Genomic DNA, 15,439 nt, shown 5'->3' on the forward strand with positions numbered 1-15,439 from the left:
TAACCAAGAACAACTCCTTAGGGTTACAGCTCGGCGAGAGCATCCTCGATCTCGTGCATTAAGATGAGGTGCTTCTCAGCATGTGGAAGGTAGTAGCGGCGCGTCTCGACAATCTTCCGCTGACGCTTCTCCGGTGTACACGCGTAGAGCGTCAGCAAGTTGTGAAGACGATCAGCCAACTTGATCAGGAAGAACTCACGTGGTGCTGCATCGAAGCGGGTGTGGTACACGAGTTCACGTTCATCACGGTCCGCGTACTCCTCCTTGGATGGCTTCGTGAGGTACTGCACGTAGAGCGCGACCCGCTCTCCATACTTCACCCGAACGCGCTCAATGGTCCAGGACGGAATGTCCTCGACGATGTCATGGAGAAGCGCGGCGACGATGAGTTCGTAGTCCCTGATGCGCAGATAGTCGAGCAGGATGAGGGCAACGGCACGAATGTGCTCGAAGTACCTCGTCTTCTGGTCATCGCGATACTTCCCACGAAACGCGTCCTTGGCGTCGTTGTACGCCTGCTCAATGAGCTTGTAGCGCCAATCAAGCGTCGGGTAGTAGAGGGCCACCCTTCTGAAAAAGCTCGCACGATTCTCTGCGGCGGTGAGGAACTGCATCTTTTTATTCATCACCCCTCCTTGGGCTGTATGTGGTCTACCCAAATTATGTCACAAAAGAAATGGGCTGTCTATAAACTATCGTTTTATACTTTTCTGTATCGAAAACACGACACAGTGTGATCATTAACCATACCTGTTGCTTGCATATGCGCATAGATAGTTGTTGAGCCTAAAAATTTGAAACCACGTTTTTTTAAATCGAGTGCAAGTGCATCCGACTCTTTTGTTTTTGGTTGATACTCTTTGAGAGTTTTTATTTTGTGCGTCATTGGTTTGTGATTCACAAAAGACCAAATATATTTTGAAAATGTGCCAAACTCTTTTTGTACTTCAAGGAAACGCTGTGCGTTGTTTATTGCCGCTTCAATTTTTGCACGATTGCGGATTATACCTTCGTTTTTTAGAAGCTGCCGTACTTCTTTTTTTCCAAACTGTGCCACCTTTTTAGGATTGAACTGTGCAAATGCTTTTCTGTAGTTTTCTCTCTTACGAAGCACGGTGAGCCACGAGAGTCCTGCTTGTGCACTTTCAAGCACTAAAAATTCAAATATCTTTTTGTCATCATACACAGGAACACCCCACTCTTCATCGTGATATTTTTCATACAGCGCGTCGCCTTCTTTAACCCACGGACAACGTTTTATCATGTTGTGACCCTAACGATACAGAACTCAAAACCAATAGTCCAGTTTCTCCAAGAGCTCAGTAGTATAGCCTCTAAATTCTCTAGCCTCCAAAAAGATGTTTCTACACCAACAGCTCAACTACAAGAGATACTCCCTTAATGAGTTTAAAATCTATAAACCCACCTCTTTCATTACAACAGTGATGAGATCAAATATCTCTTGTACATTTGCATCTTCCATCTCTTTTTTTGAAGCAATATGAAAAAGAGAATGTGTTTTATCATTTGCGTCATCTTTAAAAGGAGTTGCCTTTTGTTTGATTCGTTCAATAGCACTTGAACCCGAAATAGAGAACTTCGTCCGTGACCTAAAAAAATTGTCTAACACAATACTAAAGTCCAAAGATCTCCTACTTGTGTTGTCTTCGTACAGTTTTTTATTCTTTACACTCGGAAATTTTTTCTTAAGGATTTGTACTATCAAATTTTCCATTACCTTTCGGCAAAGAATAAATGTCGCAGTACAACAATTTGCATGGTAAGTTCCATTTATTTCCTCAACATGTCGTAGGATAAAACTGTTTGTGGAAGGAAAGACCAAAATTGGAGGAAGTGGGCGCTTTCCACTCCTAACACTCGGACGCGCAGCCACTGGCACAACAGGTATGGTAGTAACTGTGGCTAATGATTTTTTATCATCATCGTCCAAAAAACGCATGAGGGATTTTCCTTTTTTTCTTGCCAAATACTGTGCTGCAGCTGCTGGTGTAAGTTGTGGGTGTGCATATTTGATTTCAGAAATACGGACAGCAAGAGAGCCTTTTGTGAGTCTAAGTGTCTTTATCAGGTGCTCACGAATTTCTTTACGCAGTATCTTTCCCATATTTTCTTATTGTCTTATTTACAATCTTTGCCACAGCATCAACGTCTGCTTGGTCAATCCCAAGAATTTCGCGCATCTCCTTGTTCCCCATACCTACTTGTCTGGCATGGAGGATAAATAAAGCCTGTACCCCTTTGTAGAGTTTTTCTTCTGTGGTAAGAGCCATTCGTTTCTTTTTAGTCATGAGTTTCTTTGGGAACTCTTATTCCCTTTACTAGACCATTAATTTTTCCAACTGACATGTTCAAGCCTGTTGCAATTTGTTTTTGTCCTGCACCACCCTTGTACATCTGGACAGCAATCAAGTGTTCTAGAAGGGATGCAATTCTTTGTAGTTTTGCATCTAATAGATGTGTTTGTTGTTTATTTTTCATGTTTCTTTTTGTTTTTTCTAGCATTGTGTAAAGCAACATTGACTGTGTTTGGTGTTGTATCAAGCAACTCAGCAATACGTTTTGGGGAAAGTCCCACATGACCCATTTCCTGTATAACCGCAGATTGTAAAGCTCCACGCTTCACCAGAACTGCCAATAACATCACCACCTCTTTTTGTGTTTGTAATATCTCTTTGTCCATAGTTATTTTTTAGCCCTCTGTAGTGTCTTTTGAACTGCAGGAAGACCCTTACCCAATAATGTGGCTATATCCTTGCTTTCAAGCCCAATCTTGTCTAGTACGACCTCTAGTTTGACTTTCTTACTTTTTAAGAGTCCCTCGTCCCCCAAAAGTACCAGCACCGCCAAAATAGCAGAGAGCTTTTTTTCTATGTTTTCAAGGGTTTTTGAGTCATTCATATACTTTTTATTATCTCTTATATGGACAGTATAACATAAATAAGCCTGAAATACAATGATTTTGCCTATTTTTGTCCATCATTACTAAGATTTATGTTTTACCAACGGTGAATAAAAACATATCGTGGCTTTGTTAAGCCACGCTATGTCTAACTTTTGAATATTATATATGAGCACCACAATATATCGGTGTACATATGTCAATTTGACACAGGGTTTCAGTATTACAGGGCAATGACCACCAATTACTGTTTACTACACACTTCACTATTGAGTACAGAACTTAATAGTCTATCAGCAAACTTGTCTCCATTTGCTGAGGCGTGATATAGGGCAGCGACTGCTTCTGTACACTTACCTTCCTCATAGAAACTCATACCCCTATATATCCATGCTTCTGTATCGTTTTTGTTTCTTTGTTTATAAACAAATATAGCAACAACCAGCACTACAAGGGGTAATAAAATAATGAGAGGTTTCTGAATTTTTTGAAAAAATATCATGAAATGGTTATTTTAGTATTTAGGTATATTAACCTATTTTTACAGCCTGATATTTTGATTTGTAAAACAAGTTTTATGAACGTTTGATTTTTGAAAAAAAATCAGTTTTTCTAAAACCCAAGCTCCCTCACTGCCTCATGGTACTCTTCTGGGTTACCTGTAATCGTTTCTCCTGTGAGAGCGTACGACCATTCTGCAACATAAAATCCCGTATAGAGGTCTTTGATAAAGTAGTAAGAGCCTCCCGCTGAACTATAGCCACCTTTGTATAGGCAAGTTTTCATACTCTTGTTGTATATATACTGTGGTTCAAAATATGTAGTGACAAATGTTTGTTTTTCTAATTCTTTTTCGTGTTCTTCCTGTCCAGTCTCTCGACACTTGATTGCTTGGTTGGCATAAAACTCGGTATTCCTGCTGGAGGTGTAGAAAAATAAAGAAACAGCTCCAAGCACAACTACTAGAGCCGTAAGAATAAAGTTGTTGGTCTTCATATGTGTATCTGCCTAATTAATAAACACAAAACCCGCCACCAGGAGGTCTTGCGACCCTATAGGAGTTTCCCCCTATAACGTTAGGCACGCCCTGAATGACGGGTTTTTCATGCCTAACGTTTTTGTAACCATGCCCACAAGGGGTTTAGGTCTCCTAAATCTTACCGCTTATCTCGTTTTAAAGAAAGCAGAGTTGCATTTTCAAATAAAAAGGTCTAACTTATTGCTAGGCCATGATCGATTGGCAATTAATAAGAAACACTTTTTGTAGAGGCAGAAACTTCGTTTCATACCTACATTAGCTGCGCCATTACACTTGCTGACTAAGGCATAAATTGAGAGTAACTAGGATTGTCTGGTTGAGTGTGAGGGGGTAGATGAAGGGCAATGCCCAACTGATGTCTAAAAGTGATTATGCAACCCGCAAGGGTTGTCTACTCGCTTTTGTGCATTGGTTGTTTTTTTATAACAACCTCTTGTATATGAAGCAACATAAATCATTGTGTTGTTTACTCCACAAGAACGAAGAAAGATGAAAGACATCATTCTTCGTAGAAAAGGTACTTCTAAAGAAGAGGCAGAGGTGATGGTTGATAGTTTGTTCGATCTTGCTATTGAATTAGACAAGATCGTGCGTAAACACCATCTGAGGAGAGTTTAAACGCTTTCTCCACAGAGAAAGCTGCTGAAATGGGTGGAAGGGTGTGTACTTGTTTCTTTAGTCTATAAAGCACATTTACACACCAACCTCCATTTCTTTATAAAAACAGAAATTTTGTTTTCTGTGTATTAGGAGCGAAAATTAAACATACATTCACTATGAAAAATATTGCAAAATTAAGCAGACCAAAAACTACTGTCATCTACACCAGAGTTTCGTCCCAAGAGCAGGTAGCAGGATATAGTCTATCGGATCAAGAAAAGGCGTGCAGAGAGTATGCTCGAAAAAATGAATTGACTGTTATTAAGGTTTTTCGTGAAGAGGGAGAATCAGCAAAAATAGCTGACCGTACTCAAATGAACCTGATGAGAGAATATTGCTTGCACAATACAGGCAAAGTTGGCTTCATTGTTGTCTATAAAGCTGACCGCTTTTCTCGAAACAGTATGGATCACGCACTGCTTCGAAAGTTCTTCAAGGACTGTGGTGTGGAGCTGAGGTCTGCTACTGAACCTATTGAAGACACTCCTTATGGAAAATTCTTTGAGTTAATGCTCTCAGGAATTGCAAACTTAGATAACGACATCCGAACTGAAAGAACTATTCTTGGAATGCGCTCAAAAGCTGAAGATGGATATTGGCCGTCTGGTGCTCCGTGGGGTTATCGAAATGTTACTAATGTTCTTGGAAAGCGTGTTATTGAACCTGACCCAATAAAAGCTCCTGTAGTAAAGTTTCTCTTCGAAGAGTTCTCTAGAGGAACAGTTGGTTTTTCTGAGTTAGCAAAAAAAGTAAATAAGATGTGGGGCGTGAAGAGTAAGCATGGACAAGCAATGAGTAAACAACTTGTTCATAAAATCCTTTGCAATCCAATACATTATGGTTGGGTAGAGGTTTCAAAACTTGGAATCTCTGTTCAAGGGAAACATGAGCCAATCATTTCTGCTGAGTTATTCAATGAGGTTCAATTACTTATGAGAAAAGATAGAGGTCATAAACAACCAAGAAACAGAAACAATCCAGAGTTTCCTCTTAGAGGTGTGAAGTGTGGACATTGTGGAGGTAATCTATCCGGAGGGTTTGTTTCTGGGAGAAATAAAAAATATGCCTATTACAGTTGTATGAATCCTTCTTGCTCCAAAGCAAAATCGATACGTAGAGAGAGTTTGGAAAATGACTTCACTGAATTTCTTGAGAAATATACTCCAGATCCTATTCTCATGGAGGCTTTGGGAGAAGCATTAAAGATCGTGTCCAAAAAGCAATCTGCTGAAAATCTGATCCAGACCAGTAAGGTAGAGAGAGTATGTGCCAAGTTGGAGATTGAGATGGAAGAACTCTTACAACTTCGTGTGAGTGGAATTATTGATGATAAAACATATCTTCATGAGAGTAGTAAGAGAAAAGAAAAAATTAGAAATTTACAAGCGGAGGGAGTCATTCTTGCACGTTCAAATCCAACCCCTGATTCATCAGCCCAATTTGGGCTGAGGTTAATTAGCGAATTTCCTCTCACATGGAAAATGCTAGAGCCTGGAGAACTGAAAGCACTACGTAGAGTGCTGTTTCCCCAAAATCTCCAGTACATGTATCCTGGATTTAAAACCGCTGAATTATCCCCTATCTACAAGGTAAAAGCAGCTTCTGGTACAGATGAAAATCGTTTTGTGACCTCATCGGGATTTGAACCCGAGTTTTCGCCTTGAGAAGGCGACGTCCTGGACCAGGCTAGACGATGAGGCCAAATACGGAGACACACAAACTAAGATGAAACCGCCCAGACCAGAATACAAGAAAAAAGAGCTTGAATCAAATGATTATTTGACAAAATAGATTTTAGTTATAAAATACTGATAGGTAAAACGCCACCCACTATCATGAACCATTAGTACGTTCTTCAGTCGCCACCCAACGGGATCCTCCGTTGGGTATTTTTTGTTTCAAATATTGCCTTTTTTAGCAATCAGCGTACTATCCTAGTGGAATTACCTTGTTCTTTTACAATCAAAGAACGAGAACTAAAAGGAGCGCCTATGCCGGAAGACGGCGGAAGTACCCCGAGTAAGGAGTTCGTGCTAGACACGAGCTCCATGATGTACGCACCACAAATTGCTGACCCCTTGCAGTCCCCCTTTGAGAATCATGAAGTCGTGATTCCCATTGTGGCCCTGCTCGAGCTCGACAATTTGAAGTTGGACCCGATGCGTGGAAACAGTGCTCGGGAGGTGATTCGAATCCTCCAAAGCACGTTTCCCTCCAAGGAAAGCATGTGCGAAGGAGTCGCCACACATGGCGGAGGTCGCATGCGCATCGTGGGAGCAAACGGAGGAAGTTTCCAGCTCCCTCGAGAGTACCAAGGCAATTCGGGAGATGATTTTATCCTCCGTGTTGCCGGAAACCTCACCGAGGCCGAAGGGAAAAAATCTTTGGACGAACGAAAGATGGTCATCCTCGTTTCCAAGGATATTTCCCTTCGCTCAAAGGCGCGGGCGGCTGGGATTGAGGCCCAAGACCTGCGCATCGGGAAAGTCGAGCGACCGCAAAGCCTTGCTCCACGTATTGTGGATATCGAGGTGCCGACAGAGCTCATCGACGAGCTCTACCAGAAACGGTCCATCTCCATCGACGGCTTGGAGTTGCCATTTGGACTCCACGTCAACGCATGCTGTCGCCTCACCAACCCCGAGGGCACTAAACACGCCCTTGGAATCTACGTGCCCGGCGAACGCATCGTCGTGGTGCATAAGAACAATGACAAAGGAAGAAAAGGCGTGAGTCCGCGCAATGCGGAACAACTCTTCGCCTACAACCTTGTCATGCGTTCTGAGCTCCTCGTCAATCTGTTCATCGGAAAGGCTGGGACGGGTAAGACGCTGATGGCGCTGAAGGCGGGAATCGAATTGTTGTCGATTCCCGAGGCGCAAATCAACCGGATTATCTGTTTCCGGCCCATGATTGAGATTGGAACCCCGCTTGGATTCCTCCCCGGAAGTTCCGGAGAGAAATTCGCTCCGTGGGGTACTCCGATTTACTCAAACCTTGACCTTCTGTTCCCGCGCCATTCCGACAAAAACGGAAACGACGAAGAAAACGAGAACAATGGGCATGAGGACAAGCACACTGGAAACGGTAACGGTAGCAACGGAGACGTAAAGAAGTTGAAGCGCTCCAAACAGCCTCCGGACCCGCGAGAGAAACTCTCACGTCTTCTTGAAACGGGAGTTATCTCGGTTCGTCCTTTCACGTTCGTGAGAGGAACGACATTCTCAAATGCCCTCATCATCGTTGACGAGGCGCAGAACCTCACTCCTCACCAGCTCAAGGCAGTCCTCACACGGGCAGGTGATTGTTCACGGATTGTGGTGACAGGCGACCTCACGCAAATCGACGACCCCAAACTCGACGCCTCTTCATGTGGCCTTGCAAAGGCCCTCGAGCGAATGAGGGGACATGCCGAGTTTGCCGCCATTGAACTGGTGAAAGGCGAACGTTCGCGTCTTGCCACACTCGTTTCAGAGTTGTTCATCGACCTCTAGTTTTCGTTCTTTGATTAGTACATACACACCACAACCGCACACTCCTGTGCGGTTGTTTTCTATTTATATAGATTTTAGTGACAGTTAGCGTTTACTCCACTCGCTCCCTTGTCGAACAAGGAGTGTATCTGCTTGATCGGGATGTGCAAGAAGTTCTTTCGTCACACGCTCAACACGCACTGATTGAGATCCTTTAAGCAACACCACATCACCTTCTTTCAAAATACTTTTCACGAAAAGACCCGCATCTCGAGATGACTCAAAACTTTCAATTCGTACCACACCAACTTCTCGCGCACGATTCACAGCACCTCGCATACGATTACCAATTGTTACCAGCACATCAATACCCGCGCACTGAGCACCAACGTCTGCATGTGCCTTTTCTGAAAATGCTCCTAATTCCATCATGTCGCCCAACACGGCGATTTTTCGTTTCCCTTGAATTTCTAGTAGTGTTTGTAACGCACTCTCCACAGCAATTGGAGATGCATTGTATGTGTCATCTATCAGCGTTGTCCCGTGAAGCCCTTCAAGAAGACGCATACGCCCTGGGGGAAGCACCACATCACGCAACGCGTCTGTTACATGAACAAGATTGAGTCCATTTGAAAGTCCGAATGCACACGCTGCCAAACATGGGTACATAAGATGTTCACCCACAATACCCCGTACGTTAAGAGGAACGATATTACCTGCGTGTAGTATTTGAAATGTGCACCCCGTTGGTGTTCCCGCAGAATCATACAGCACTGTGTACGAATCACCACGAACATCCGCATTTTCGTCGAGCCCATACGTCAGTGTTTTGAATTTTGAACCATCCTTTAAACTGCGAACACGCTCGTCGTCGTATGACAAAATAAGAGTTCCTGTAGAAGACAATCCATCAATGATTTTCTTTTTCTCCTGAAACACTTCCTCAGGCGAAGTAAAAAATTCAACGTGCACAGGTGTTGAACCAATGCGCGTCATAATGACACAATCAATATGGAGCCACGAAACAGAACGTGCCATATCACCTGGATGATCAACCCCCATTTCAAGAACAAGCCATTTTGGATACGTGTGTGTAAAGCAAATGAGTCCAAGTCCGTGAAAAAAAATCTTGAGCCATCCAGAAACACTTCCCCACGCACTTTCACACCCAAGAACAGTAAGCGGAATACCCAGTTCTGAGTTATAACTTTTTTCGCTCGCACGCACCGAGCCCAAAAGCGACGCAACGCGTGCAACGGCGTCTTTCGTTGATGTTTTACCAACACTTCCCGTTACACCAATAATGCGCGGTGCGTATTTTGCCAACACACAACGAGCCTCAAGCGTGAGAATTCCGACAACAATTTTTTTAAAAAATGATTTCATCCCGTTACTATTAGTGATTTAGCGTTGTTGTCTATCAGGTGGAACCTCATAATAGTTAATAAGAAAATCAACAGTATCCATGAACGGCAACGTAAACGTCTGTGAGGCAAAGCTAGTCCCATGTGGTTCCTCAGCAAAGAAAAACACGAGAAACCTCGGCTGGTACGCAGGAAAGTATCCAAAGAACGAGTGAAGGTACCGGTCATCATAGTAACCACTTGCACCCTTTTTAGCAATTTGTGCCGTTCCTGTCTTTGCCGCTATTGCGTAGGTATCTTTTTTAACTGTTCCGTTCAACAAATATTCATCAACCACTTGCACTAACATTCGCGTGATTGTTTCACTTGTTTCTGGACGTATCACTTGTTTCCCCTCGGGGTATGCAATCGATTTTGAAAAACCAAGGTCGTAGGTAATTTCTTGAGCGACATGTGGAAAAATAAGTTTGCCTCCATTCGCGAGAGTGGAAAGTGCGCGCACCATTGCAATTGGCGTCACTGCAATTCCCTGTCCAAATGCCGCAGTAATGTGTTCCAAGTCACGAGATGTTTCAAGTGATCGCAAGTTTCCGGCAACTTCTCCCGGAAGATCAATACCTGTCTCTTTTTCCAAACCAAATTCCTTCATGTATTCAGTAAAACGTTCATTCCCTAAACGTGAAACGACAAACGCCATTCCTGTGTTGAGTGAATTTCCCAACACCTTTACCATATTCGTATTTGGTCCTCGTCCTTTGAGGTCATAGTTCCATACCGTCGCACCATTTGCCTTCACAAACCCATTATCGGTGTACGTCGTATTTGGTGTCACAACTCCAGCATCCAAACCTGCGGCCATAGTAAGCGGTTTCATAATAGAACCCATCTCAAATGTTCCTTCAACCATTGGATTACCAAACACCATCGGATCTTGTATGCCAGAAAAATCATTTGGATTAAATGTCGGCAATGTTGCCATTGCATAAATCGCTCCCGTCATCGGGTCAATAATGATACCTCCTACTGTTTTGGGAGTAAGCTCTTTGTTTACTTTTGCAAGAACATCTTCAAGAAATCCTTGCACCGTTGGTTCAATCGTAGTCACTACATCGCCCTCACCTTCATCACTTTGTGTACGAGCAACTTCTTTTACTGTTGAAAAGATTTCGACAAAGATATTTTTGTATAATTTTTTATCATTCCTCTGTAACACGCGCTCATAAAAACGTTCAAGGCCATACTGTCCACCAAACGTGTCTCCATCAAAACCGACAAAACCAATTGTGTTCGCAGCGCGCTCTTCCCCTGGGTACAAACGCCAGCGCTCTTTTTCAAGTGTTACCCCTTTAATATCAAGTGCGTCTATAGTATGTGCTGCCTGTGCGTCAAGACGATGAGCAACTACTTCATAAGTATCTTTTTTCTTTTCTGCGCGCAAAAGAAAATCTTGTTCATCCAAAGTAGGTAGTACTACGCGTATCTTTTCATACGCATCACGTGCATTACTAATGTGTGACGGATTGAGAGTGAGAGAGAAACCTGAATCAAGTGTGGCTGCCGAAACACGTTGTCCATTTTTATCTTGGAAAAAAATTGCCCCCCGATCAAAAAGTCCACCACTCGGACGCGCATACTGGTGGTCCGCCTGCTCAAGAAACGAATCCCCGTGTACTACCTGCACAAGGTAGAGCTTAGATACAAGCCCGAGTGCAAGCACAAAAAACATAACAAAAAGAACACGACCTCGTGTACGAAACATGTCACTACTAATAGGCACGGTCATGCAAAGTCAACGTATGAGCATCTTGACGAGAAACAAACAACGAAACGTCTGTATCAATAAAACCTCGCATATGTGCATCATCCAACGTCAATAAATCCATACGACGCATATAGTCATGCTCAAGCGTACTCACTGAAGCTGCGGTATCAGCCACCTGCTGTTTCAGAATATCTTGATCAACAGCACGCGCATACGTCTGTACTGCCAATACTCCATACATCACAAGAACACTACACAGCGTCATACTTAATGTAACGATTGCTTTCTTGTAGAGCGTATTCAGTTGGAAGAGGTCGCGAACCATGTGTGTAGATATTAGATATTAGATATTAGATATTAGATATTTGGTTCTTTTGTTTGGAATGTGATGCTTGGTTATTGATGCTTATTTCTCTAGTATTCTCAACTTTGCACTACGTGATCGTGGATTTCGCCGTACTTCGTCAAAACCTGGGGGAATAGGCTTCTTAGTAATTCGTGTACTTCCCTCTTTCTCTTTTTCTTTAAAAAATTCTTTTACTTTTCTATCCTCTAAACTATGAAAACTTACCACTGCCATTCGTCCTCCCTTCTTTAAAACCTCATACCCTTTAGCTAAACCTTCGTCGAGCGCCCCTAGTTCATCATTCACTGCGATACGAAGTGCTTGGAATGTTCTCGTTGCTGGATGAATTGGTCCACCTTTGTATCCGAGTGCTGTCGTAATGACTTCAACTAATTGCGTCGTTGTCTCAATCGGAGCCTTTCGTCTCGCTTCAACAATTGCTTTAGCAATTTTTTTGGCGTTTCGTTCTTCTGCGTAGCCAGTGAGTACATTCGCGATTTCATCTTCTTTCCATGAGTTCACAATATCTCGTGCGGTGAAGTGTTCTGCGTCCTGCTTTTCTCGAAAGGTCATGAGGAGTGGTTCATCTCGCATAAAACTGAATCCTCTCCCTGACTCTTCAAGTTGTGTGGAACTCAATCCAAGGTCAAATGCGATACCATCAACTTCTGAAATACCAAGTGTTGCAAGTGCCTCATCCACATCACGAAAGTTTGCATGAACTAAATGAAGTGTGCACGGTACGTCTGCAAGTGTTTCTTTCGCTCGCGCAAGTGCACCTTCATCTTGATCCAATCCGACAACCACACCGGTTGGACCAACTGCGTCACATAATGCTTTCGTGTATCCGGCACCACCAACAGTTGCATCAACTACCGTCGCACCTTTTGGCAGGTTTAATCCTTCAATCACGTGTTGTAAAAGAACAGGAACGTGGGTCATAGCTTCTCTAGCTTCGTTAGCCGTGCTAGCTTCATTAAGCTTTGGAACCTCAAGCTAGCGAAGCTAATACAGCTACTTAAGCTCATCATAGGGCTCCAATTCCACCGAGATGTTCAGCAAGCATATCTGCTTCTTTCTCAATGCGGTGCTTGTATGCATCCCACGCTTTTTCATTCCAAATCTCCGCTCGTGTCTGCACACCTGTTACCACGACCTTGTTTTTCAAATCAGCGAAGTCTTTCAAAAAGTCGGGAATGAGCATGCGACCAGCGCCATCAACATCAACCTCAACTGCACCAGAGAGCATAAATCGTGTGAACCCTCGCATACTTGCTTGACCCATACCGAGCTCACCAAGTCGTTGTGAAATGTTCTGCCACTCTTTGCTTGAGTAAATAAACAAACATCCTTCGAGTCCTCTCGTAATCACTAATTTTTTTCCAAGCTCCTGACGAAACTTCACAGGAAGCGAAAGTCGCTTCTTGTCGTCCAGTGTGTGAATGTATTCGCCGATAAGCATGATTGAAATAAATGATGAGAGTAACGCCACATCCGGTGCGTTTTTAAAAAGACAGGGTAAGAAACTGGATGTGGTCAGTTTCCCACTTTGTCCCACATAAATAGTATTGTATGACATTCTGCCCCACATGCAAACACAGTTATCCACTTTTTGGAATGCGAAAAGAGGCTGCATTGTGGGCAGCCTCTTGTTTTTTTTGACCTCCTTTCTTGAAAGAGCAATTTCTCTATTTCTGTGGATACCTGAACCACATGATGACAGTGGATGAGTACGAGCCAATGAAACCCGTCGAAACGAGCATCAAAGGAATGTCCTTGCGGACGAACCCGTACACCAACCAAGCAACGACTGCGGCCAGGTAGATCATTTGCAGTTCAACTGCAACCGCCCCTCGAGATCGGTTCTTCCTTATTGTCCACGCCTGGACAAACGATGCCAAGATCCCAAGAGTCGAGAAGACCACGAAGAGTGTCGGCGCGAGAATTCCCGACACCATGGTCGCAAGCCCCAACAGGTAGATACACCCAAGAGCGATGTGCTCCCTCTCGACCCTTCCATACTTGACGAACCCAATCGACACAGGAAGCGAGAAGGCCACACGAAGCCACCCTTGGAACATCATCGGCACACTGCTCTGCTTCGTTCCGTAAATCAAAAATGCAGTGAACATTGCGAGGAATGTGATAACCCACGTCCCCGAGACTGACTTTGCCGACTTACCGCCCCAGATGAGGCGGTTTTGCTTCCAGAGCCCCCAAGATCCGAGGATCCCAAAGACTACCGCAAGCAACCCAGCAATCTCACCTAGAGTCATTACCCTAGTTCCATTTCTGGTCGCTTTAGACGACCTGTTTTACTGAAGAGTTATTCCCCTTCAGATTCTGGTATAAGTATAGCAGATATTAAGTATTTGTCAATACCTCTACTGTTCGTTACGCGGACGCATGAGTGGAAAAATTTGGCCTTCGCGAACATTCAAATTCATAAGAAAACTAAAGAGTCGTTCAGAGACTCCAAAACCAAATGTTGGTGGCATGCCGTACTCCATTGCTTCAACATATTCCATGTCTGCCATCTGTGCTTCTTCATCACCTTTATCACGCAATGACTGTTGATGAAGAAATCGTTCTCGTTGATCCACAGGGTCATTGAGTTCACTAAATCCCTTCCCCATTTCAGAACCAGCAAGAATAACTTGGAATCGCTCAACTGTTGCATTGTCATTTCGTGAGCGTTTCGCAAGAGGTTCAAGGTATACAGGAACACCAATAAGAAATGCCGGTCCACTTATTGTTTTACGAATATTTTTCCAAAGTCCATCAACGGCGCGCTCTTTGGATTCAGGAACAGGCATGTGTGGGTTTGTTTTTTTGTAGAGCGCGATAGCATCTGCTTCAGAAACAGTTCGTGGATCAATACCATATTCTTTTTGGATAACGTCGCAGAAGTGAATGCGCGGCCACTCACTATTCAAATCAATGTTAAATTCTCCAATCGTAAACTGCGTGGTACCAAATGTTTTTTCTGCTACTGTTCGATACAGTTCCTGTACCATACGCATCCCTGTTTCGTAATCAGCGTATGCTTCGTAACTTTCAAGTTGTGTATAGTCTTGCAAGTGCTCCGCAGACATTCCCTCATTGCGAAAAATACGTCCAATCTCAAATGTTTTCGGAATACCAGCAACCATCAACTTTTTTTGCCACAACTCTCCACATGAGATACGTAGAAATACATCGATATCCAACGCGTTGTGATGTGTCACAAAAGGACGAGCTTCTGCCCCTCCGGTGACTGTCTCAAGAACAGGTGTCTCTACCTCTGTGTATCCGTGCTCGAGGTAAAATGAACGCATTGCATTCCAAAAAATCGAGCGTTTTTCAACAACCTGCCGTGCAGTTTCATTTGTCAGAATATCTAAATACCGACGACGGAGTCGCTCTTCTGAATCAGTAATACCAACCCACTTCTCAGGAAGTGATCGGAGTGATTTTGAAAGCATTGCCCACGAGGACACGAGCACGCTTGGCTCGCCTCGTTTTGTTTTTGTTGGAACACCAGAGAGATCAACAAAGTCACCAACATCAACGGTATCTACAAAAAGTGTAAACGCATCACCAAGTCCTTCGTGTTTAAAATATCCCTGGATCTTTCCTGTGCCGTCAAAAATATCTGCGAACATCATTTCTCCATGTTCACGAACTGCCATCACACGCCCCGCAACAGTAACTGAAACTCCATCTGCTTTTGCATCAAAATCATTTAGAACATCACCAATAGTTGTGGTGCGTCCTGAGACCGCAGGATACGCAGAAATACCCTTTTCCTCCAAAAGGTGAAGCTTTTTAAGCCGATCATTTCGAATATCTTCTAGGGACATAAGTCATGTAGCACGTAACGTGTAGTAATCAGT

The 15,439-nt window shown here is 43.5% G+C and carries 19 protein-coding genes, 1 tRNA gene and 1 pseudogene; 4 read left to right on the forward strand and 17 right to left on the reverse strand.

Going from position 1 to position 15,439, the window contains the following annotated elements; all coding sequences use genetic code 11:
• Positions 1-23: 23 nt before the first annotated feature.
• The 9 genes from IPJ70_01180 to IPJ70_01220 all read right to left on the reverse strand — a co-directional run bounded on the left by IPJ70_01180 (position 24) and on the right by IPJ70_01220 (position 3,916).
• Entirely contained in the window at positions 24-626 is a 603-nt protein-coding gene (locus IPJ70_01180; protein QQR82711.1) for an HD domain-containing protein, read from the reverse strand.
• Positions 627-700: 74 nt separating this feature from the next.
• Complete coding sequence (locus IPJ70_01185) at positions 701-1,261, reverse strand: DNA-3-methyladenine glycosylase I (protein ID QQR82914.1); 561 nt, start codon at positions 1,259-1,261, stop codon at positions 701-703.
• A 153-nt stretch (positions 1,262-1,414) separates the two neighbouring features.
• Entirely contained in the window at positions 1,415-2,125 is a 711-nt protein-coding gene (locus tag IPJ70_01190) for a hypothetical protein (protein QQR82712.1), read from the reverse strand.
• A complete protein-coding gene (locus IPJ70_01195) occupies positions 2,106-2,309 on the reverse strand; it encodes a hypothetical protein (protein QQR82713.1) in 204 nt (67 codons plus the stop codon). Before IPJ70_01195 ends, IPJ70_01190 begins: the two co-directional genes overlap by 20 nt.
• On the reverse strand, positions 2,302-2,499 hold the full coding sequence (locus IPJ70_01200) for a hypothetical protein (protein QQR82714.1): 198 nt from the start codon (positions 2,497-2,499) through the stop codon (positions 2,302-2,304). The genes IPJ70_01195 and IPJ70_01200 overlap by 8 nt, the downstream gene beginning before the upstream one ends.
• A complete protein-coding gene (locus tag IPJ70_01205; GenBank protein QQR82715.1) occupies positions 2,489-2,701 on the reverse strand; it encodes a hypothetical protein in 213 nt (70 codons plus the stop codon). Before IPJ70_01205 ends, IPJ70_01200 begins: the two co-directional genes overlap by 11 nt.
• Positions 2,702-2,703: 2 nt before the next feature.
• Positions 2,704-2,919, reverse strand: coding sequence for a hypothetical protein (locus IPJ70_01210; GenBank protein QQR82716.1), 216 nt, complete (start codon positions 2,917-2,919; stop codon positions 2,704-2,706).
• A 245-nt stretch (positions 2,920-3,164) separates the two neighbouring features.
• Positions 3,165-3,422 (reverse strand): hypothetical protein, encoded by a 258-nt coding sequence (locus IPJ70_01215; protein ID QQR82717.1) that lies wholly within the window; start codon positions 3,420-3,422, stop codon positions 3,165-3,167.
• Between the two features lie 110 nt (positions 3,423-3,532).
• The gene (locus IPJ70_01220; protein QQR82718.1) at positions 3,533-3,916 is read right to left on the reverse strand and encodes a hypothetical protein; all 384 of its coding nucleotides are present in this window, start codon (positions 3,914-3,916) and stop codon (positions 3,533-3,535) included.
• A gap of 502 nt (positions 3,917-4,418) precedes the next feature.
• Here IPJ70_01220 and IPJ70_01225 point away from each other — a divergent pair.
• From IPJ70_01225 to IPJ70_01235, 3 genes and pseudogenes are all read left to right on the forward strand, one after another.
• On the forward strand, positions 4,419-4,577 hold the full coding sequence (locus tag IPJ70_01225) for a hypothetical protein (protein QQR82719.1): 159 nt from the start codon (positions 4,419-4,421) through the stop codon (positions 4,575-4,577).
• A 158-nt stretch (positions 4,578-4,735) separates the two neighbouring features.
• Positions 4,736-5,215 (forward strand): annotated as a pseudogene (locus tag IPJ70_01230) (recombinase family protein).
• Positions 5,216-5,551: 336 nt separating this feature from the next.
• Positions 5,552-6,283, forward strand: coding sequence for a zinc ribbon domain-containing protein (locus IPJ70_01235; GenBank protein QQR82915.1), 732 nt, complete (start codon positions 5,552-5,554; stop codon positions 6,281-6,283).
• Here IPJ70_01235 and IPJ70_01240 read toward each other — a convergent pair.
• Positions 6,246-6,320, reverse strand: a tRNA-Glu gene (locus tag IPJ70_01240). The genes IPJ70_01235 and IPJ70_01240 overlap by 38 nt on opposite strands.
• Before the next feature lie 290 nt (positions 6,321-6,610).
• On the opposite strand from IPJ70_01240, the gene IPJ70_01245 reads away from it, so the two are divergent.
• Entirely contained in the window at positions 6,611-8,113 is a 1,503-nt protein-coding gene (locus IPJ70_01245) for a PhoH family protein (protein ID QQR82720.1), read from the forward strand.
• Between the two features lie 84 nt (positions 8,114-8,197).
• Here IPJ70_01245 and IPJ70_01250 read toward each other — a convergent pair whose 3' ends face one another.
• The 7 genes from IPJ70_01250 to IPJ70_01280 all read right to left on the reverse strand — a co-directional run bounded on the left by IPJ70_01250 (position 8,198) and on the right by IPJ70_01280 (position 15,406).
• On the reverse strand, positions 8,198-9,478 hold the full coding sequence (locus tag IPJ70_01250) for a UDP-N-acetylmuramoyl-tripeptide--D-alanyl-D-alanine ligase (protein QQR82721.1): 1,281 nt from the start codon (positions 9,476-9,478) through the stop codon (positions 8,198-8,200).
• 18 nt (positions 9,479-9,496) lie between these two features.
• Positions 9,497-11,215: a penicillin-binding protein 2 gene (locus IPJ70_01255; GenBank protein QQR82722.1), complete on the reverse strand. Its 1,719-nt coding sequence runs from the start codon at positions 11,213-11,215 to the stop codon at positions 9,497-9,499.
• Positions 11,216-11,222: 7 nt separating this feature from the next.
• The gene (locus tag IPJ70_01260; GenBank protein ID QQR82723.1) at positions 11,223-11,543 is read right to left on the reverse strand and encodes a hypothetical protein; all 321 of its coding nucleotides are present in this window, start codon (positions 11,541-11,543) and stop codon (positions 11,223-11,225) included.
• An 81-nt stretch (positions 11,544-11,624) separates the two neighbouring features.
• Positions 11,625-12,506, reverse strand: coding sequence for a 16S rRNA (cytosine(1402)-N(4))-methyltransferase RsmH (gene rsmH, locus IPJ70_01265; GenBank protein QQR82724.1), 882 nt, complete (start codon positions 12,504-12,506; stop codon positions 11,625-11,627).
• Between the two features lie 85 nt (positions 12,507-12,591).
• Entirely contained in the window at positions 12,592-13,026 is a 435-nt protein-coding gene (gene mraZ / locus IPJ70_01270) for a division/cell wall cluster transcriptional repressor MraZ (protein QQR82916.1), read from the reverse strand.
• Between the two features lie 226 nt (positions 13,027-13,252).
• Positions 13,253-13,840: a hypothetical protein gene (locus IPJ70_01275; GenBank protein ID QQR82725.1), complete on the reverse strand. Its 588-nt coding sequence runs from the start codon at positions 13,838-13,840 to the stop codon at positions 13,253-13,255.
• 108 nt (positions 13,841-13,948) lie between these two features.
• Complete coding sequence (locus IPJ70_01280) at positions 13,949-15,406, reverse strand: lysine--tRNA ligase (GenBank protein QQR82726.1); 1,458 nt, start codon at positions 15,404-15,406, stop codon at positions 13,949-13,951.
• Positions 15,407-15,439: the final 33 nt, after the last annotated feature.

The sequence above is a fragment of the Candidatus Campbellbacteria bacterium genome, from assembly GCA_016699465.1.
Classification (GTDB): Bacteria; Patescibacteriota; Minisyncoccia; order Phycocordibacterales; family EsbW-18; genus EsbW-18.